The following is a 20,194-nucleotide window of genomic DNA, read 5'->3' on the forward strand; positions in this document are numbered from 1 at the left end:
ACTAGGACTGATCATGCCCTCTACGTACGCATTAGAAATTGTTACTCTTGAAGATAATAAGCATAAGCAAATTCTGACTACCCCCACCAAGACGGTTGCTTTTCCTTTAAGCGCGGAAGATTTAGCGTTGATTGAGAATATGAAGAAAAAATTATTTGAACTCGGTGGCGTCGGGCTCGCCGCGCCGCAAGTCAATCATAATAAACAGATTATCGCTGTTTTCATTCCTGAGGAAGCCGCCCTGCTCAGAAATAATGTTCACCCTTATCCAATGCATATTCTAATCAATCCCTCTTATGAAAGCGTTGAAAGTACCTCTAAAGTAGCTGATTATGAAGCCTGCTATTCTGTAAGCAGCAAAGCAGGCAAAGTGCCGCGTTATCAACAAATTGTTTTGAATTTTTATGATGAACACGGCAAAAAGCATCAAACAATAGAAAGCGGATTTTATGCCAGAGTCCTGCAACATGAAATTGATCATCTTAAAGGCATTTTAATTACCGATCGTCTCACATCCGATTGTGTCCAAGGCAGCGTCGAAGAGATGATGGCCATGCGTCGTAATGAATTAACTGAGAGTCAGAGAGCGGTGTTTGATGAGGTAGTCAAAAAAAAGTTGAAGAAATGAGAGAGAACGCGCAACCGAATTACCGTGGCTGGACCACGGTATCCAGCAATCTTCAATGAACTATGGATACCGTGGTCAAGCCACGGTAATTCGGTTTTTTTTGCTTTCAAAGAGATAGCGAGATGCAAATAAGATTCAGAAGGAACTTATATTGTCTTACCAACCAGTCACCTCTGCAATAGCATCCCCCAAATCAGCAGGAGAACGAACCGTCTTTACGCCTGCCGCTTCAAGAGCCGCAAACTTTTCTGCCGCAGTCCCTTTTCCACCAGCAATAATTGCACCGGCATGTCCCATACGCTTACCCGGAGGAGCTGTAACGCCGGCGATGTAAGAAACAACGGGTTTGCTTACATTCGATTTGATAAATTCGGCCGCTTCTTCTTCTGCGGAACCGCCAATTTCTCCCACCATAATAATGGCCTCCGTTTGCGGATCTTTTTCAAACAAAGCTAGCGCATCAATGAAACTGGTACCTGGAATGGGATCTCCACCGATACCAATACATGTACTTTGACCAAAACCCTTGTCTGTTGTTTGCTTGACGGCCTCATAGGTTAGCGTACCAGAGCGAGAAACAATGCCTACTTTCCCGGGAAGATGAATCGATCCAGGCATAATACCAATTTTGCATTCACCTGGGGTAATGATTCCTGGGCAATTGGGACCGATTAACCGAGCTTGAGTATTGTTTTCCAAGTACACTTTAACCTGTAACATATCAAGAACAGGAATGCCTTCCGTGATGCAAACAATAAGCTTAATACCCGCGTCAGCTGCTTCAAGAATGGAATCTTTGCAGAACGGCGCCGGAACATAAATAACACTCGCATCTGCTCCTGTTTCTCTTACGGCATCACGAACGGTGTTAAACACTGGAAGACCAAGATGTTTTTGTCCACCCTTTCCAGGAGTCACCCCACCCACCATGCGAGTTCCATAAGCAATGGCCTGCTCAGAATGGAACGTGCCTTGCTTGCCAGTAAAACCTTGGCAAATTACTTTTGTTTGTTTATTTACTAATACACTCATTGCTAGCCTCGAATTTTGTATATAAAGTGCTTATTTGAAAGCTTCCCAACTAATCATTAGGCAACCGCCGCCACAATTTTCTTCGCAGCATCTGTCAAACTGTTTGCTGCAATCACATTTAGAGCACTCTTGTTTAGAATTTCAGCACCTAATTGAGCATTATTCCCTTCGAGACGCACGACAACGGGAACTTTTACGTCAACTTCTTTCACAGCAGCAATAATACCGTCTGCGATTAAATCACAGCGCACTATTCCACCAAAGATATTTACCAGAATACCCTTTACATTTTTATCAGAAAGAATAATTTTGAATGCTTCACTTACTCGCTCTTTCGTAGCGCCACCACCGACATCAAGGAAATTAGCCGGTTCTCCACCATGCAGTTTAATTACATCCATTGTAGCCATGGCAAGCCCAGCCCCATTGACCATACAACCAATCTTGCCATCGAGCGGGATATAATTTAATTCCCAATCAGTCGCCTTGTTTTCACGATCATCCTCTTGGGTTGTATCACGCATACTTTTTAATTTCGGTTGACGATATAAGGCATTGGCATCTACATTAATTTTGCCGTCCAGACAAAGCAAGTGGCCGTTCTTTGTAACGACCAAAGGATTAATTTCGAGAAGACTGAGATCGCATTCCATAAACATTTTCCCCAAAGCAATCATGAGTTGGGTAAATGCTTTAATTTGCTCATCAGTTAATCCCAATTTGAAACCAACTTCGCGGCACTGAAAAGGCATAACACCAACGAGTGGATCAACCACCACTCTGAAAATCTTCTCGGGTGTTTCATGCGCTACTTTTTCAATTTCTACCCCACCTTCAGTAGAAGCCATGATGACCACACGACGAGTCGATCTGTCTACCACAGCACCAAGATATAACTCGCGCTCTATATCACACGTTTCTTCGATCAGTACAGCATTAACAGGTTGGCCATTGGCATCGGTTTGATAAGTTACGAGACGTGTACCAAGCAATGACTTGGTTACTGCCGCTAATTCATCTTTCGTAGACACAATCTTCACACCCCCAGCCTTTCCTCGACCACCAGCATGCACTTGTGCCTTTACAACCCATTTTGGTGTTGCTAATTGCGTAACTACTTTGATCGCATCATCCACGCTATAAGCAACTTGACCATGGGGAATTGGTAAGCCATAACTCGCAAACAATTGCTTGGCTTGGTATTCATGTAAATTCATCGTTAGTACCCTTAAAAAGCAAAACCCGTCAACGCGGGCCTTGCGGTTAAACATCGTTTAATCAAACGTTCAGCAATAATCTTGCAGGATCCTCGAGCAATTCTTTTACGCTGACTAAGAATTGTACTGATTCACGGCCATCGATTAGACGATGGTCATAAGACAACGCCACATACATCATGGGACGGATGACTATTTGTCCCTTCTCTACAATGGGACGTTCCTCAATTTTATGCATCCCCAGAATACCTGTCTGTGGTGGATTGATGATTGGAGTCGCTAATAGCGAGCCAAAAACACCACCATTAGTGATAGTAAAGGTTCCACCTTGCATTTCTTCGAGTGCTAGTTTTCCTTCTCTGGCCCGAGTTGCAGCGTCACCGATGGTCTTTTCAATATCTGCCATGCTCATTTGATCAGCATCCCTGAGCACAGGAACAACTAAACCACGATCAGTAGATACTGCAATGCCAATGTCATAAAAACCATGATAGACAATATCCTGACCGTCAATTGACGCATTGACCGCAGGAAAACGTTTTAACGACTCTACAACGGCTTTGGTGAAAAACGACATGAAACCTAACTTCACGTTGTGTTTTTTCTCAAAACTGTCCTTGTATTGATTTCGTAAGTCCATGACTGCTTTTAGGTTGACTTCATTGAACGTTGTCAACATAGCAGCATTATGCTGAGCTTGTACCAAGCGCTCGGCAATTTTAGCCCTTAATCTCGTCATTGGAACTCGGCGCTCTTCACGTTCACCCATAGGCATTTGTGGTCGCTTTTCCGGGGTGGATTTTGCTGTTTTCTCGCGATTGGTCTCAATATAGGCGATTACATCTTCCTTAGTAATCCTGCCATCTTTACCTGAACCTGAAATTTGACCGGGTTGCAAATCATGCTCTGCCAACATTCTTCTTACTGCTGGACCGGCAGCTTTTTCCTCTTCTTTTTTCTTCTCTTGTGTCGGGCCTGGTTCTTTCGCTACAGGTTTTTCTTGCTTGGCAGGCTGTTCACCAGTAGCTGCGCCTCCATTGACATCCTCTATACGAGCCAATATTTGACTCGCTTCGACAGTATCTCCCTCCTTAAAAAGGATTTCTTTCAAAATACCATCCGTAGGCGCGGGCACTTCAAGGACAACTTTATCCGTTTCCAAATCGAGGAGGTTTTCATCCCGAGTAACCTTATCGCCGATTTTCTTGTGCCAAGCGGCAATGGTGGCATCTGCCACCGACTCAGGCAGGGCAGGTACTTTGACTTCAGTAGACATAATTATACCTTCTTCTAATTTTAATCAATTATTTCAATAAAGCTTGTTCAACTAATTCTTGTTGCTGTTGCGCATGTAATATAGGGCTTCCTACCGCAGGAGATGCAGCAAATTCTCTTCCAGCATAGCTTAGCGATTGTTTACTGTTTAGACAATCTTTGATGTTATGTTGTGAAGAGAACCATACGCCCTGATTTTGAGGCTCCTCTTGGCACCAAATGATTTCTTTTGCATGCGGAAATTTATTCAGTTCTTGGATAAGTGCCTTTTTCGGAAAAGGATAGAGTTGCTCAATGCGCACAATGGCTACATGGTTCAAATTTTCATCGCGTCGCTTTTGCAAAAGATCGTAATAAACTTTGCCGCAACATAACACAATCCGAGTCACTTTTTTCGCATCCAGAGCATCAGTTTCTGGCAATACTGTATAAAACTTACCTTTAGTAAGTTCTTCCAGCGATGAAACCGCTAATTTATGACGTAACAAACTTTTCGGCGTCATGACAATCAAAGGTTTACGAAACTTTCGTAACATTTGACGACGCAGCATATGAAACATCTGCGCAGGCGTGGTCGGCGTACAAACTTGTATATTATGCTGAGCACATAGCTGCATGTAACGCTCAAGACGAGCCGAAGAGTGCTCAGGCCCCTGTCCCTCATAACCATGCGGAAGGAGCATCACCAAGCCACATAAACGACCCCATTTTTGCTCTCCAGAACTGATAAACTGATCAATCACCACTTGTGCACCATTGGCAAAATCACCAAATTGAGCTTCCCATATGACCAATGAAGCAGGCTCGGAAGAGGCAAAACCATACTCAAAAGCCAATACAGCCTCTTCTGATAACACTGAATCAATGATAGCCACAGGTTTATTGGGATTGCTTACCGTTTTTTCCAATGGAACATAGGTTTCTCCTGTTTCCACGTCATGCAGAACAGCATGGCGATGAGCAAACGTTCCACGACCTGAATCCTGACCAGATAAACGCACACCATAACCTTCATTTAGAAGACTGGCATAGGCCATGGTTTCTGCGTAACCCCAATTCATAGGCAATTCACCAGCAGTCATTTTTTCACGTTCAGCCAAAAGACGCTTAACAACTGGGTGAAGTAAAAAACCCTCGGGGAGCGTATGCAGTTTTTTGGATAATTCTTTGATCGTCTTAAGCGTTATCGCGGTATCTGCTTTGTCAGTCCATTTCGCGTTTAGATAGGGCGTCCAGTCAATCGAAATTTTTCCTTCGTAATTCCCAAGGACGACATCAACCACGGCTTGCCCTTTGTCGAGTTTATCGCGATAGTCTTCACTAAGCTTATCGATTTCTTGTTGGGTCATTAAGTCCTGAGCAATTAATTTTTCACCGTATATTTCACGTAGAGGTCGCATCGATTTAATTTTTTTATACATCGCAGGTTGGGTAACGGACGGCTCATCAGCTTCATTATGGCCATGACGTCGATAACAAACGAGATCAATCACCACATCCCGTTTGAATTTCATTCTGAATTCAAAAGCAATTTGTGTGACAAAGACGACGGCCTCAGGGTCATCCCCATTAACATGGAGAACAGGTGCCTGCACCATTTTAGCGACATCGGTACAGTAAAGTGTTGACCGGGCATCCAGCGGATTACTGGTTGTAAAACCAATTTGGTTATTGATTACAATATGAATTGTTCCGCCTGTCGAATAACCACGTGCTTGGGAAAAATTAAACGTTTCCATGACCACACCTTGGCCAGCAAAAGCAGCATCCCCATGAATCACCACGGGTACGACTTTATCTTTTTTATCCAAATTATTACGTCGGCGCAAGCGTGAACGGGCAGACCCTTCAACAACAGGTCCAATGATTTCCAAGTGCGAAGGATTGAATGCCAAAGCCACATGGACGATTGCGTCATTTTCCGTCCTTAAATCTGAAGAAAAACCCAAGTGATATTTCACATCGCCAGTGCGTTCTGATTTAATCTTTCCTTCAAATTCCTGAAAAAGCTGGTTTGGTTCTTTACCGAGAACATTAACCAGAACATTCAAACGGCCTCGGTGGGCCATTCCTATCACGATCTCATTAACCGCATTCCTGCCCGCCATGCCAATCAATTCTTTCATCATGGGAATCAAAGAATCTCCTCCTTCAAGAGAGAAGCGTTTTTGACCCACATAGCGCGTACCCAGATAACGCTCAAGACCATCAGCGGCAACCAAATCCTTAAGAATCTCACGCTTTTTATTAGCATCGAAAACAGGACGTCCCCGTACAGGCTCTATTTTTTGTTGTAACCATTCCGTTTCTTTGATATCGGAGATATGCATGTATTCAATGCCAATGCTGCCACAATATGTATCACGAAGCGCCTGAAATATTTCCCGCAGTGACATTTGCTTGCCATTGAAATATTCGCCGGCAAAAAATTGGCGATCCATGTCTTGCTCAGAGAGATGATGATAACTAAGCTCAAGACTAGGAACCGCTACACGTTCAGCCATTCCTAACGGATCAAGTTTGGCAGCATGATGCCCATAGGAGCGATAATCATTAATGAGATGAGCAACCTGATGTTGTTTACTGTCTTCTACCGCAATAACGGAGGTAGGCTTTTTATTGGCTCTCTGCAAAAAATGATCACGGATATCACGATGAGGGATATCTTTCACTTGGCCATCCATTTTGGGCAACGCATCAAAGACTGCACGCCAGTCTGCAGAGACAGAGTTAGGATCAGCCAAATAGTCCTCATAAAGCCCATCTACATAGGCCATGCTTCCACCTGACAAATAGGAAGAAGCCCATTGATTTTGCAGGTCACTACCGCTCATACTTTTTCTCTCCAAAGGGCTGTGCTCTGGGCTTGCCAGAGCAACAAGAAATAGCTATTAAGTTTCCTGAGCCAACATTTGCTTGCGTATCTCAGCAATTGCTTGTGTCGGATTGAGTCCCTTCGGGCAAACATTCGTACAATTCATAATTGAGCGACAACGAAACACACTGAAAGGATCTTGTAACTTCTCCAAACGGTGCTGTGTAGCTGTGTCTCGGCTGTCTACCAAAAATCGACGAGCTTGTAAAAGTCCAGCTGGCCCAACAAATTTATCTGGGTTCCACCAGAATGAGGGACATGAACTCGTACAGCAAGCACATAAAATACATTCATATAAGCCATCGAGCTTGGCTCGTTCTGCTGGTGATTGCAGACGCTCGCGAGCGGGCACTACATCATCATTTTGCAAGTAAGGTTCGATGCGTTCATATTGTTGATAAAACTGCGTCAAATCCACCACCAAATCACGTATAACAGGGAAACCCGGCAATGGACGAACGACAATCTTGTCTGTCTTTAATTGAGAAAGAGGGATTACACAGGCTAAGCCATTGGTGCCATTGATGTTCATAGCATCGGAACCACACACCCCCTCTCGACATGACCGTCTGAAAGCCAAAGTAACATCTTGCTCAGCCTTCAAACGCTCAAGTAAAGTCAACAACATTGGATCACTTTTAACAGGAATAGCTATCTCGAAATCCTGCATATAAGGCTCAGTATTTGCCTCAGGATTATAACGATAAATGGATAGGCTCAGATTTCTTGTATCAGCCACGGTATATCCTCTCTAATAAACGCGTTCTTTAGGCTCAAAAGTCTTCACATATTTAGGTGACGTATTTACGGGGCGAAAATCAATGCTATCACCTGCTTCAAAATACAACGTATGCTTAATCCAATTGGCATCATCACGTTTTGGATAATCTTCTCGACTATGTGCCCCACGGCTTTCAGTACGTGTCAGTGCAGACTTGGCCGATGCATAGGCAGTTGCCATTAAATTATCAAGCTCCAAAGCGGTAATTCTCTCGGTGTTAAACACCTTGCTTTTATCCCCAAGCATGGCATGTGCCAATCGCTCACGCAGAGCCTGTAATCGATGAAGTCCATTCTCCATCACTTCACCTGTACGAAACACACCAAAATCTTCTTGCATTACACGTTGCATTTCATTACGAAGAGCAGTTGGGCTGTCGCCTTCAGTGGAATTTTCCCAACGATAATAACGCACCAAAGAAGCGTCAATATCATCATCGCTTACATAAGGCATCTCTGGCAGTTGATTTGATTGCCATAATTCTTCTACGTGTAAGCCCGCAGCACGACCAAAGACGACTAAATCGAGTAGAGAGTTGCCACCCAACCGATTAGCACCGTGTACAGAAACACAAGCACATTCACCTACAGCATAGAGACCTTCAACAATATGCTCTGAATCATCCTTTTTGGTAAGGACTTGTCCATGCATATTGGTTGGGATACCACCCATCGTGTAGTGACACGTTGGCACAACCGGAATAGGCTCAACAATTGGGTCCACACCAGCAAATTTTAATGATAACTCCCGGATACCAGGTAACCGTAACTTGATTTGCTCAGCACCCAAATGATCAAGTTTTAGCTTCACATGGTCAACCCCTTTTGGATCAAAACCCTTGCCTGCGCGAATTTCAAGTGCCATAGCGCGTGCAACAACATCCCGGGAAGCCAAATCTTTTACTCGTGGAGCATAGCGCTCCATAAAGCGTTCCCCATCCTTATTAATTAAATAACCACCTTCTCCACGGCAACCTTCAGTGACTAAAACACCGGCACCAGCAATACCAGTAGGATGGAATTGCCACATCTCCATATCTTGCAGAGGTATACCCGCGCGCAAAGCCATTCCAAAACCGTCTCCAGTGTTTATATGTGCGTTAGTGGTCGATTGATAAATACGGCCAGCACCGCCAGTGGCTAGAATACAAACTCTGGTTTGATAAAAAACAATTTCGCCTGTTTCAATACATAGTGCAGTAACACCGGCAATTCTGCCATGCGCATCTTTTACAAAATCAAGAGCATACCATTCACTGAAAACGTGTGTTTTAGCTCGGAGATTTTGCTGATAAAGGGTATGCAATAAAGCGTGTCCTGTTCTATCTGCTGCAGCACACGTTCGCGCCGCCTGCTCCCCTCCAAAATTTCTGGATTGTCCTCCAAATTGGCGCTGATAAATCCTGCCGCTATCCATGCGAGAAAATGGTAACCCCATATGTTCAAGCTCATATACCGCTTCAGGACCTGTTTTACACATGTATTCGATGCAGTCTTGGTCACCGATATAATCGGCTCCCTTTACCGTGTCATACATATGCCAACGCCAATCATCTTCGTGAGCATTACCAAGAGCAGCAGTAATACCTCCTTGCGCCGAAACAGTATGCGAGCGGGTCGGAAAAACTTTTGATAATAAGGCTACCCTCAATCCTGAATTAGCTAGCTGCAGGGCTGCACGCATTCCAGCTCCACCTGCACCAATAATAACGGCATCAAATTTGTTACGTGCAATTCCCATGTTTATTGTCCCCACAAAATCATTAAGCCCCAAACAAACTGGACGAGTAGCCATAAGACAACCAACATCTGCACAGCCAACCTCGCTGCTACACCTTTGATATAATCTGTCGTTATGGTCCAAACACCAACCCAGGCATGCAAAGAAAGCGCAAATAAGGCAAGGAGGCTAGCAATTTTAAAACCCATATGATGAAAAAGGCGATGCCATTCAACATAATTTAATTGAGGATGGAGAAGCAGATAACCGAGGACAAACAACGAATACACTCCGAAATACACGGAGGTGACTCGTTGAATTAACCAATCTTTTAAACCATTACCCGTTAAACTTGTGACATTGGTTACCATATCCAGATTCCTAGAAGAAGAGTGAGAATGATTGCCAGGACGATAACGAATATTGCACTACGGCGTCCAGAGCTCAGCTGTTCACCATAACCTGCATCCATAATCAAATGACGAATTCCCGCGAGTAAATGATAAATGAAGGCAGCGCAAAAAGCCCATAGCACCAATTTGTGAACAGGACTGTCAAGTATTATGGTATGAAGCTCTGCATAAGACTGAGGACCGCGGAGAGACACGTCCAAAAAATAAAGTATTGCAGGCGTTAATAGAAAAAGAACAAGTCCAGAAATCCGATGTAAAATTGAAGCAATCGCCATCGGTGGAAATTTCATTGTTCTTAAATCAAGATTTATTGGTCTTTTTTTGTTCACTGTTAGAATCTTCCTAAAAAAGAAAATGCTATAAATATAGCATAATAGGTCTTTATCAGTCACAGCCAAAATCATCTAAAAGGATGTCGTAAGTCTGAGCTTGACATTTGATCCTTATCAGGCGGAGAACTTTCGCAGTATATCACTCTGTATTTACCACGCAAAGTTTAACTGACCCTACGCATGAAAACATGTTGATTTATACGTGAACGTTTGCGTTACCGAACTAACCATGAGTTACCCATGAAAATAATGTTTAAAATCGGGCAACGCAGACGGTAACGCAAACGTTCACGTATAAATTAAAAAATTATGAAGAATCTACGGACACAGCAAGCGGGGATCTATACGCAACAGGAATCGTAAGTGTATATTGATTGTCAAAGCTCTCGATCTTTAAAACAATGAGTAAACTATCATTCCTGCTGAAATATATCTCCGCACAACTCTATGACGGTTGTATTCTTATAGCGTTATTTTTTGCCTTTACTGCTCTTTGTCTCCTAGCCACCCATGGAATAGCCATCCCCCCGGCTACCCGATGGTATCAATGTAGCTTAGTTGCTATTGGCATCGGTTACTACTTAAGTTCCACACTGCATGGTGGTCAAACCATTGGGATGCGTGCCTGGCGTTTACGACTCACAACAGAAACAGATTTTCTTCGTTGGCAGCAGATAGTAAAAAGAATGGTTCTTTTTATTCCTGCGCTTTTCTTAAGTTTAATGAGTTGGCAAAATCCACAACAAATACTACATAAATGGACCAAAACGCGAATAGTACAGTGGCCATATTAGATGATTATGAAAGAGCAGATGTTACCTTCTGACTCTCCAACGCATTTTTTTGCATTGTTTCAATGACACCAAAAATTAAAGAGCCAATCTCTTTATCATTGCACGCTTGAAGGGTTTTTCTGAATTTGGCAGCATGCGGAGAAAAAAATTCGGCACTATCGTGTTCAAAACAGTAGAGCAACCATGTTAATTCCTTCCCTGTAACCTTAGACTTAAAAATGGATGAAAAACACGAAGGAGGGTTGGCTTGCCTCTGCCTTGCTATATCTAAAAGAAGCGTTTTGAGCAACTGCTGATATGAAACGGATTTTAATGAAAGAGATAATTGCGTGATTTGATGAAAAAGTTGCATACGAACCTGAAAATTCATTAAGTGGATTAATCTCTCTTGAATATTGTCCTCCAAACTAAAAAATAGATTTCTTTGCTCATGGTTAGTTAACCAGCTGGTGTCGTTCGCAGCGATCGCTAATCGCAAATGATAATACTCCGCCTCCTTAGGATTCTCATGCAAACACCACTGCCTCAGCGCTGTAAAAAACTCCAATATTGCCCCTGAAGAAGCGCGTTGCTCTTTTTCTCTCGCGCTCATGCGTTTTAGGAATTGTTCTAACAAATCACAGATCGCGTCATTGGGCTTTATTTTAAAATGTTGAAATAAGCCTTCAGAACAAAAGCCAATGGCAGTAAAGTGCCTGACCAAATCCTCTTTATCCATTAAAGGATGATCATCTCTAAATTTAAAAATTTTGGTGAACGGATTGCGAGCACCGAAAAGACTGTACAATAACGGTGTTAGCGCATAAAAATCACTTGCCTCTGAGTAATAACCGTCCAGGACTTCCAAAGCTAGATGTTCAAGCGTCCCTTGGGGAATTTGTGGGATGGGCAATATCGGTTTGTAATAATCATCATCCAGATAAAAAACTTCAAATTTCTCATTAACCATTCGTATTTTGACATTGGCGCCATTGATGTCCCCATGCACAACCGGAGGTCCACTGCTGTTGCGGTAGTGTAATTGATTCAAGCCAATAACTAATTGCCATACCACATCGACAGCTTGAAAAAACGTCATGTTTTTAATCTGGGGGTTTTCTTCAATATCTGGCTTGATATCGAAACCATCAATCAAAGGCATAATTAATACAGCCCTATCATCAATGGTGAAAAGAGCAGTACCTCTGGTGAGTCGATAAAGAGAAGGTATTTGGCCATTTTTGTATACTTTTATAGCCACGGAAGGTGCGTTTTCAGCAATGACAATCGCGCTTTTATTAATTTCGCAAGGTTGCAAAAAACCGTTTGGTCCCTTTAAATCACAACGATATCCTTTGTAAACATCCCCCGCATTTCCGCTACCCAAATCTTCCGAAAAATCACTGCAGTAATAAATAATTTTTCCATCCCGTTGTTTTACTGGAAAGAGAATTAGAGCTACTTCTTTAGTTCCTGTCACCTCTACCATGAAAAATACCTTACAAGATATGTTCCAAGGCCAAGATTATAGTGAACATTTGAACAAAAATCATCCATTTACTTTCTTTCTAATAGCATTTTGATTTCAAGTTGACTTGTAAGTTGTGTTAGAATACTGACTTTTTAACCGGAAAAAATACTAAGCAGCATCAAAGGAATTGGGGCTATTACTGCAACTAGCATTCTTTCTGAACTTCCTGAGCTAGGTCACCTTCAATCTAACAGATTGCCGCTCTTGCAGGCCTCGCTCCGTTTAGTCGGGATAGCGGTACCTTAAAAGGCAAAGAACAACTTGGGAGGCAGGACAGCCGTAAGAAAAGCACTCTATATGACTACACTAGTGGCAATAAAATACAATTTGATTAGAACTTTCTATTAGCGCTTATGTAATGCCGGTAAATCTAAAATGACTGCTCTCATCGCTTGCATGCGTAAGTTATTAATTACTATGAATGCATTGATTAAAAAAAATCAATATTGGAGCGAGAGAACTTAAGTAGGCAAATAAATAGCTCTGTCTTACTATTTAAGACAGTTGACTTGCTACATAACCTGAACCTCAAGGTTTTACCTTTACACTTTTTACTGTGCCTTTTTCGGTACTTTTAATAAGATGAATTTTTATACTAGGCTTAATATTTGATTTTCCAAAAAAAGATTGAGTATAAGATTCGTTAATGAATGGTCTTGGATGACCAATTGTGATTAATCCCTTTTGATCTGGGAAGAGAAATTCTCGATACCCTTTGACCAATTCAACAAAGGGTTTTTTGCCTTTTGATTGCTTTTGTATTGCTTGAACAACTTGCCCAGTCAAGGATTTTGCAATCTTTTCAAAATCCTTATCCTCAGCACTCATTTCTACACTTCGTTTAAAGGAACGCTTTTGACCTGCTAATGGAGGTAAACTACTATAATGACTATCTCGTTTATGGTTTAAAATTGTTGTAAGTAAATCTAAAATTGAAGATTCATTTAATAAAGTAATTTTACCTCTTTTGTTCAAGCACCACCCTTCTATGCTCTTAGATGCAGAAAGTAAATGCTTTTTATTCTTTCTGTTACCATCAACCCACGTTGTTAATGTTGAAATTTCCCGAAGTTGTTTCAGCTGTTCATCTTGAAGCTTATCCGAAATAAGCACACAATTAACTTTTTCAATATTTCTTTCTAAGTAATAGACAGCAATGTCATCCGTCTCTTTCTTCCTAACAAGAACATACGCTGCATCTAACGACTGATCTAATCCGCTCTCCATTAGCGATGATATTATATTTTCATCAGATTTCAGCATAACTCTAATGCCACAAAGGCGTTCTCCATTTTGCCAAAGCAAGTCATTAACTAATGCTTTTAATCTTTTTTTAGTAGCCTGCTCCTTTTCACCGCCAAAGATACTAGGGTAGGTTTTTTTTACTTCTTCTTCTAATATGGTTTTCAGGTTAGCAAAATCTGTTGCATTCTGTTCTTCTGCCAACAGACTCTCATCACCTCCCGCACTTCTACAACTCAATAAAGTAATTTTTTTAATTATTGGATATTGATTAGCGAGAGAAGCTATATCATTAGGTGATATATCAGCTATTTTCTTGTCCCCTAAATGTGTATGATCAATCAGTGCGAAATTGATTGCCTTATTATCTAATAATGCTAAATCTTTCAACAAGGTGGCAAGCTCTGCTCTATTTCTCACTAATATCGTATTAATTAAGCCTTGTTTAGAGGCATATACCTGTTGGATGTCTTCTAGCTCATCATCTTTTTGATCAGGCTGTAATATAATCGTCGTGCATGTATGGAGCGCTTTTTTATAAATGTCTTCAATATAGGGCAAAGATTCTTTGTTTTCATGAAGATTTAAATAAAAAGATGGAATATACAGGCTTTTTATTAATTGAGCTAAATTGCTATCTTCTTGAAGAATTTTTTCTTGTAACTTCTCCCCAACCCATTTAAATGCCTTATAATTTTGTTCTAGTGCTGCCAAACAAACTTCTTCGTCGTTTTGTATTTCTAGCGAAGCATCCTTTAGAGCAAGCCCATCTATTTTCACTAATTCAAGGCAAAATTCTCTATCTTGCTTTTTCAAATCATCCGGCACATAGAGTGAAGCTAACTTAGCTTGCTTTATCGCTGCAAGGCAAATTTCCCTATCCCTCAAGTTCTGTGGTACATAATCCAGAGCCAATCCATTTTGCTTCACTGCTTCCAAGCATATTTCTTTGTCTTGTTTCAAATCCGCTGGTACATCCTCTAACGACAACCCATCTTGTTTCACCGCCTCAAGACACATTTGCCTATCTCGATACGCACTATCGACTTCTTCAAGTCTAATCTCACCTAATTTTATTTCATTCAGTAACTTAATATAAACTTCTGACGTAGACATAAAACTCATGGATAAAAAAGACAACCAATTGCTCAATTATAGTACACATTATTTATTTAAAATAAACTTAATCTAAAAAATTATTATTACTACGAATTGGGAGTACATTCAGGTACGTGCATGAAAGGGCTTTTAAGAATACTCGCGAAATTAGGTTTTTAATGAGCAATTTTCTCATGCGAACCATGTGGTCATTTTAGTCTTTCCAGCCTCACATAAACGATAGAAAGCTTTAATTTGAGGTTGTTTTATGGCAACGAGCGTGGACATAAAGAGCCATACTAACAGCAGATCTACCACCCTATTTCGTTTCCCTTTGAAAGTACCCCTATCACGGTTAAACAGCAATTTGCTTAGATGTTAACGTTCCTAATTCCGGAAATTCACAGTATGGCGGTTGCAGTAATTTGACCAATACCTTTGATACTTTTAGACAAGGATTAATCTTAATTTAATATTGTTCTTGAGTGACTTGAATGCATGCCAACTCCTTTTCTAAAACGCCCAATACTCGTTGGATTGATTCCCTTTGCTCAGGTGTCGCTTACCCAAACGATTTTTTTCGGCAATCATCATATCAAGTAATTGTTTTCGACAGGCATTATTGGCACCAGTTTCTTGCTGTTCATTATAAATAATATAGGGGGTGGCTGCATTTTACTGGCAAAGAGGGCATTGATTTCTGCATCCACTTTATCTGTTTTAGCTAATGTCCGCTCGCATAAATTCTAACGCGTCTTGGGTTTACAACACCAGACGTTTAAATTGTGAGCTAATAATTTTATTTTTTTTGCGTATTATTAATCAAAATATCATACCTCATCGCTTTGTAGAAACCTTTAAAAATTTGCGTTCCTGTCGATAAGCTCTAAATAACAAGCGGCCGCTTTTGTTTACATTTTTTTTACATGTAGGTTAATTTTTGCTTAATGTGGGTAGTTTACAGTATTTGTATGGCAAGTTAACAGTCGGGAAGTCGAGAATGAATTTGATTCCCGCTACGACATTGATAAGGGAATGATATGAAAACTACAAGCGAGATGCAAAAAACCCTCCAAGAAGATAAGAAAAACCGTATAATTGAACTCTATCTTAGGGAGAAATTTAGAGATACTTTTCAACCAACCTGGCTAGATACCCCTGACAATTATCGCGAATTAGCCAAGGCGCTTAACTTCCTCTACAACCTTGAAGATGACAAATTGTCTCTGACTGCCATAGGCAGCGAGAATGAAGTCACTAGGCGGGACTATAAGAAGCATTTTGAAAAACTGACGGTCCTATTGGATTCCATTGTTGAATTTTCAAAAGAGACGCCACCAGTCGCTCTTGCCTTTAATGAAAAAGAAGCCGTCCTCAAAGCAATTGCGATTAAACAGGAAGGTGGAGCATTATCTTTGCGGGATTTACACGCGCAAAGCAGTAACCTTGGTGTTGCCGAGAAATTACTCAATGCAGAACTTGGTGAATCAGAATGGCTTAGCGACGTCGATCTAGAAAGAGCCTTGACCAAACTAGGCGTTAAAGACCGCGTACACATCACACGCTTAAACCCCGAAGATATTGGCATGATTTTACACTTTGAGCGTGTAAAGCATGGTGACGGTGAGGCACCCTATACTATCCCTCTGCTCATTAATTGTGGTTCAAGTGGCTCTTTGCGCAGTCAAGGGTCTCATTGGACTGAAGCATTAATCACCGTTGATCCAACAGGACCTAGCATTACTGTTAATTATCGAGACTCCATGCAAACGGATGCGGAGAATATTCAGCACATCATCAACGAGGCCATTCGTTATGAGGAAACCTCCAATGTCAATGGTGTCATTAAGCAATATAGTGCCTTTCCTAATATCGATGAAGAGGACATTGAAATAACCGTTGTCTCCGATGATTCTCAAGATGACACTTGGAGTTGTGGCTATCGTGCTTTGCACAATTTGTTAAGTCACCCAAACTTTCCAACAGCGGGGATCAATATTCATGCCGCCCCTTGGACAACCATTGTGAATTGTGAGTACGCTTCAATACCATTGCGCAATGCTATGTATCGACTTCTGCTTGATGATTTGCAGATTAATGAAGAATTTTTCGCTGCAATGCAACTGGATAAAGAAGCATTTAAGCATCTGGAAGATCCTAAAACGTATGGACTAGATAAAGGATTTACCGACCATTACTTGGACTTACTCTCGGAACACAAACCCAAAACCATCACTTCTAACGATTACGAAACCGAATACAAAGCCATTATCGCTGCATTTCAAGAGATCAAGTTCAAAACTGATCGCAAACCAGCATTAGATCAACTGAAGAAAAAAGTAAATGACGTCGCTAAGGACGATAGTCTTTCTTCGGATGCAAAAATTTTTGCTCTCCTTGATGTGCTTGCCAATGAATATAATGCTATTTTAGGAACCATGGGCGGAGAAGGAAGTAAGCTTGGCAAGTCTATTAAACAATTTTGCGATAAAGAGTTCGGAGTTATTCTTAGTAAAGGTCCCAGTTATCAATTCAAAAAAGGTGGACTACTGTTGAAGATGGTGACTGAAATAGGTGAAAAAGTAGAGAAAAAAGGTGGTAAAGACAGTTTACTTCCACCTCCTAAACCCATTGTGTCAGAATCAACGAAAACGTCCATCAGTACACCCGTCTTGGGAACACCAAAAATAGAAATGCCCAAGACCAGTTTTTCGGTAAGCAGGGTAAGTTCAAAATCCGAGCCTGGTCAAATTAGCCTATTGAAGAAACAAGAATTAAGCCGCGTAGGTACGATGTTTGGACCAACCCAATTTTGCTATGGCGAAAAAGTAGGCGGCGTCGAACCTGGTTTTAGAGCTATTGATTTAGACGAGGCTTTTTTTGAACAGTTAGCAACCATCACGCTTCCTGAAAGTGAAACAGGCCCAGTTGCAGAAACATATAAAAGCTTATTGGCAACAATTAAGGCAACAGACAACTTAAAATTAAAACAAATCGCTTTCGCTACATTTATTAATGCTCATGTAGCGAAACCGCATGCGAAAGGAGAGCTTCACCCAACGATTACAGCCCTCTGCGAGCAAATTAAGACAGCCGTCAAAAACAACAACCACTTAAGTGCCTGGCTGTACAAGCTCGATTATGCAGAAAGTGGAGCAAAGAAGGGTCGTATTAAAGCAAACGTGGAAGCTCTCAGGGAGTTTGTGGGTACACGTTTGGCTGGAATTTTTAGTGACAAAAATCAAAAACAAGAGATTCTGTGGATGAGTGGCCCCTCAGGTCCTCATGCTTTATTAGCATGCGGCTGGAAAAATGACTTGAGGGAACTAAAAGAGTTTCTCCATGGAGGTGGAGCACCCGATTGGGAGGGGGTCTTAGTTGACGATCCCAAAGCCAAGATTAAAACCTCTAAACATATACCCGGTTTGGGTAAAAATTTGATTTTTGGCCTCGCCATCGGCGATCGAGATGGTGTAGGCAAGGAAGCGCAAAATAAAGGCTTTGCAGGGAAAGCCTTTTATGGTTTTGACTATGGTAAGACCTATGATGGCGAGAGCGTATGCGGCTCTTTAAAAGATGATTTTAGCTTTTATAATCCTGGGTCTGGCGCGCCTGAAATGCTTAGAGGTGAAAGTAAAATTGGTCTATATCGCCATATCATGTACCGCAACTACAGCATCTTTAACGATACACAATATTCTGATCGCATGGAAGGCGTCCATATTTTGAAAAAAATGATAACCGGCGAAAATCCTAGCGAAGAAATTCTTAAAAGCTATCCTGGCTTAAGGCAAGAATTATATCGTATCCAAGAACGCACACCCACCACAGAAACGCTGTTAAATCGCTTAGGTCTGATTAGAGCCTTGTGCAAAGAGGGAGGACAATATCAACAGCTGATCGATAACCTCTCTGTGCAAATTAGTACGAGTAAATTATCACCATTTGAGCGCTATTTTGCCGAAATCAAAATAGACTTGATAAAACAAGCCCTAGAAACTGACATGAATTTTAAAGAACTCAACGGCTACATGACGCTTCTTGATGGGTGGACGAAAAAAGCCGCGGTTAATAACCAACAAATTCTTGAGGTGTTTGCTCAACGTTTGTCATTGACAAAGGAGGAAGTAAACTTTCTAGATAAAATGGAGAAAGTTTTTTCTCCAACGTCTATCGTCTCTCATGAAGCTATTCTGAATCATCTACGCATTACCCGACCTCAGGATCGCATTCCTTTTCAATTAACAAATCAAAAAGACGGTACTTATACGTTGACAACCTCAAATGAAACCGTGCAGGCACAGCTAAAGGATCTATTTGGTTTAAACTGCAAGGTGACAGAAGAGGGTTTAAGTTTCAATCTTACACAAAAGGAATTGGCAAAACTGATGATCGACGTTAATCGATATTATGAGATGAAAAAACAAACTCTTCTAGCTAAGGCGATGTATCGGCTAGAAACGCTGCCTCGTTTAAAAGAGACTTATCCCACCGAAACCTTACTTTATTTGCGAGACTTGCTTAATCATGAAAAATCAGAGCCCCAAAAAGCAGAGATCAGTTTTCTTTGGCTACCGGATTCAAGCTTATCCTTACATTTAATATTAAAAACAGAGGAACAAGCAAAGCAGATACAACAAATTTTTGAATTGGAAGAGACCCCACGACTTAACGTCATTACGGCTGTTGAGATCCCATGCGAAAAGCTACAAGAAAAGAAATCTGTTATAAACAAATACTATCAGAGCGTAACAGGAACTTTGGTCGAACTACCAAACAAATGGGAAACAATTCGATCATCCAAAGAAGAAATCGATGAAATCAACGAAGAGGTCAGTGAAGGCCACGAAGAACGTTTTGAGCTAATAAAACGTTTTCAGGCTTTCAAGCTTCCTAAAGAACTGCAAGATAGGTTAGGGGAGGCCATCAACGAAATGTCTCTTGCCACCGTAGAAACACTGCTAGGATATAATGACAATACCCTGAGAGACAAAACGAATATAAGCCATATCATTGAGGAAGAACCAGAAAAAATTGTCGTCATCCCACAAGAGATCGAATTGCATGATCTCGGGTCGACCTCAACGTCCTCGAAGCCTGATTCAACCTATTATCTTTAGGTGAAAGTAGAGCAGGAACGTCCTGCTCTATGAGCATGTACCAGAAAAACCCGAATTACCGCGGCTTGACCGCGGTATCCATGTCCAAACTAACATGTGGACCCGGGCGATGCCGCGGGGATTCGAGAGCGCTTGACAAAGACTTGTGGCGAAATCTG

At 41.4% G+C, this 20,194-nt stretch carries 13 protein-coding genes and 1 pseudogene; 4 read left to right on the forward strand and 10 right to left on the reverse strand.

Annotated features, from left to right (window positions below):
* Positions 1-13: 13 nt before the first annotated feature.
* Positions 14-628: a peptide deformylase gene (locus CKV79_RS12090; RefSeq protein ID WP_035915055.1), complete on the forward strand. Its 615-nt coding sequence runs from the start codon at positions 14-16 to the stop codon at positions 626-628.
* 156 nt (positions 629-784) lie between these two features.
* Here the strand turns inward: CKV79_RS12090 and sucD are convergent, their stop codons facing one another.
* The 8 genes from sucD to sdhC form a co-directional block, all read right to left on the reverse strand.
* Positions 785-1,660, reverse strand: coding sequence for a succinate--CoA ligase subunit alpha (sucD, locus tag CKV79_RS12095; RefSeq protein WP_028372632.1), 876 nt, complete (start codon positions 1,658-1,660; stop codon positions 785-787).
* 56 nt (positions 1,661-1,716) lie between these two features.
* Complete coding sequence (gene sucC / locus CKV79_RS12100; protein WP_028372633.1) at positions 1,717-2,877, reverse strand: ADP-forming succinate--CoA ligase subunit beta; 1,161 nt, start codon at positions 2,875-2,877, stop codon at positions 1,717-1,719.
* Positions 2,878-2,938: 61 nt separating this feature from the next.
* Positions 2,939-4,153, reverse strand: coding sequence for a 2-oxoglutarate dehydrogenase complex dihydrolipoyllysine-residue succinyltransferase (odhB, locus tag CKV79_RS12105; protein WP_028372634.1), 1,215 nt, complete (start codon positions 4,151-4,153; stop codon positions 2,939-2,941).
* 28 nt (positions 4,154-4,181) lie between these two features.
* The gene (locus CKV79_RS12110; protein WP_028372635.1) at positions 4,182-6,986 is read right to left on the reverse strand and encodes a 2-oxoglutarate dehydrogenase E1 component; all 2,805 of its coding nucleotides are present in this window, start codon (positions 6,984-6,986) and stop codon (positions 4,182-4,184) included.
* 57 nt (positions 6,987-7,043) lie between these two features.
* Positions 7,044-7,766 (reverse strand): succinate dehydrogenase iron-sulfur subunit, encoded by a 723-nt coding sequence (locus tag CKV79_RS12115; protein ID WP_028372636.1) that lies wholly within the window; start codon positions 7,764-7,766, stop codon positions 7,044-7,046.
* A gap of 12 nt (positions 7,767-7,778) precedes the next feature.
* The gene (sdhA, locus tag CKV79_RS12120; protein WP_028372637.1) at positions 7,779-9,548 is read right to left on the reverse strand and encodes a succinate dehydrogenase flavoprotein subunit; all 1,770 of its coding nucleotides are present in this window, start codon (positions 9,546-9,548) and stop codon (positions 7,779-7,781) included.
* Positions 9,549-9,550: 2 nt separating this feature from the next.
* Positions 9,551-9,898 (reverse strand): succinate dehydrogenase, hydrophobic membrane anchor protein, encoded by a 348-nt coding sequence (gene sdhD, locus CKV79_RS12125; RefSeq protein ID WP_028372638.1) that lies wholly within the window; start codon positions 9,896-9,898, stop codon positions 9,551-9,553.
* Positions 9,892-10,269: a succinate dehydrogenase, cytochrome b556 subunit gene (sdhC, locus tag CKV79_RS12130; protein ID WP_028372639.1), complete on the reverse strand. Its 378-nt coding sequence runs from the start codon at positions 10,267-10,269 to the stop codon at positions 9,892-9,894. Before sdhC ends, sdhD begins: the two co-directional genes overlap by 7 nt.
* Positions 10,270-10,673: 404 nt before the next feature.
* On the opposite strand from sdhC, the gene CKV79_RS12135 reads away from it, so the two are divergent.
* On the forward strand, positions 10,674-11,066 hold the full coding sequence (locus tag CKV79_RS12135; protein WP_035915057.1) for an RDD family protein: 393 nt from the start codon (positions 10,674-10,676) through the stop codon (positions 11,064-11,066).
* A gap of 4 nt (positions 11,067-11,070) precedes the next feature.
* On the opposite strand, the gene CKV79_RS12140 is transcribed toward CKV79_RS12135, so the two are convergent.
* Positions 11,071-12,534 (reverse strand): protein kinase domain-containing protein, encoded by a 1,464-nt coding sequence (locus CKV79_RS12140; protein ID WP_028372641.1) that lies wholly within the window; start codon positions 12,532-12,534, stop codon positions 11,071-11,073.
* Positions 12,535-12,675: 141 nt separating this feature from the next.
* Here CKV79_RS12140 and CKV79_RS14235 point away from each other — a divergent pair.
* Positions 12,676-13,041, forward strand: a pseudogene (locus CKV79_RS14235) (transposase); the annotation flags it as partial.
* A gap of 63 nt (positions 13,042-13,104) precedes the next feature.
* Here the strand turns inward: CKV79_RS14235 and CKV79_RS12145 are convergent.
* Positions 13,105-14,934 carry a DUF4116 domain-containing protein gene (locus CKV79_RS12145; protein ID WP_028372642.1) on the reverse strand — a complete coding sequence of 610 codons (1,830 nt, stop codon included), beginning with the start codon at positions 14,932-14,934 and terminating at the stop codon, positions 13,105-13,107.
* 1,022 nt (positions 14,935-15,956) lie between these two features.
* Between CKV79_RS12145 and CKV79_RS12150 the strand changes: the two genes are divergently transcribed.
* Positions 15,957-20,036, forward strand: coding sequence for a hypothetical protein (locus CKV79_RS12150; RefSeq protein ID WP_028372643.1), 4,080 nt, complete (start codon positions 15,957-15,959; stop codon positions 20,034-20,036).
* Positions 20,037-20,194 lie beyond the last annotated feature (158 nt).

The organism is Legionella lansingensis (genome assembly GCF_900187355.1).
Taxonomy (GTDB): domain Bacteria; phylum Pseudomonadota; class Gammaproteobacteria; order Legionellales; family Legionellaceae; genus Tatlockia; species Tatlockia lansingensis.

Coding starts and splice junctions, on each gene's coding strand:
- CKV79_RS12090 (WP_035915055.1), top strand. CDS start 14: ATGCCCTCTACGTACGCATTAGAAATTGTTACTCTTGAAGATAATAAG.
- sucD (WP_028372632.1), bottom strand. CDS start 1,660: ATGAGTGTATTAGTAAATAAACAAACAAAAGTAATTTGCCAAGGTTTT.
- sucC (WP_028372633.1), bottom strand. CDS start 2,877: ATGAATTTACATGAATACCAAGCCAAGCAATTGTTTGCGAGTTATGGC.
- odhB (WP_028372634.1), bottom strand. CDS start 4,153: ATGTCTACTGAAGTCAAAGTACCTGCCCTGCCTGAGTCGGTGGCAGAT.
- CKV79_RS12110 (WP_028372635.1), bottom strand. CDS start 6,986: ATGAGCGGTAGTGACCTGCAAAATCAATGGGCTTCTTCCTATTTGTCA.
- sdhA (WP_028372637.1), bottom strand. CDS start 9,548: ATGGGAATTGCACGTAACAAATTTGATGCCGTTATTATTGGTGCAGGT.
- sdhD (WP_028372638.1), bottom strand. CDS start 9,898: ATGGTAACCAATGTCACAAGTTTAACGGGTAATGGTTTAAAAGATTGG.
- CKV79_RS12135 (WP_035915057.1), top strand. CDS start 10,674: ATGAGTAAACTATCATTCCTGCTGAAATATATCTCCGCACAACTCTAT.
- CKV79_RS12140 (WP_028372641.1), bottom strand. CDS start 12,534: ATGGTAGAGGTGACAGGAACTAAAGAAGTAGCTCTAATTCTCTTTCCA.
- CKV79_RS12145 (WP_028372642.1), bottom strand. CDS start 14,934: ATGTCTACGTCAGAAGTTTATATTAAGTTACTGAATGAAATAAAATTA.
- CKV79_RS12150 (WP_028372643.1), top strand. CDS start 15,957: ATGAAAACTACAAGCGAGATGCAAAAAACCCTCCAAGAAGATAAGAAA.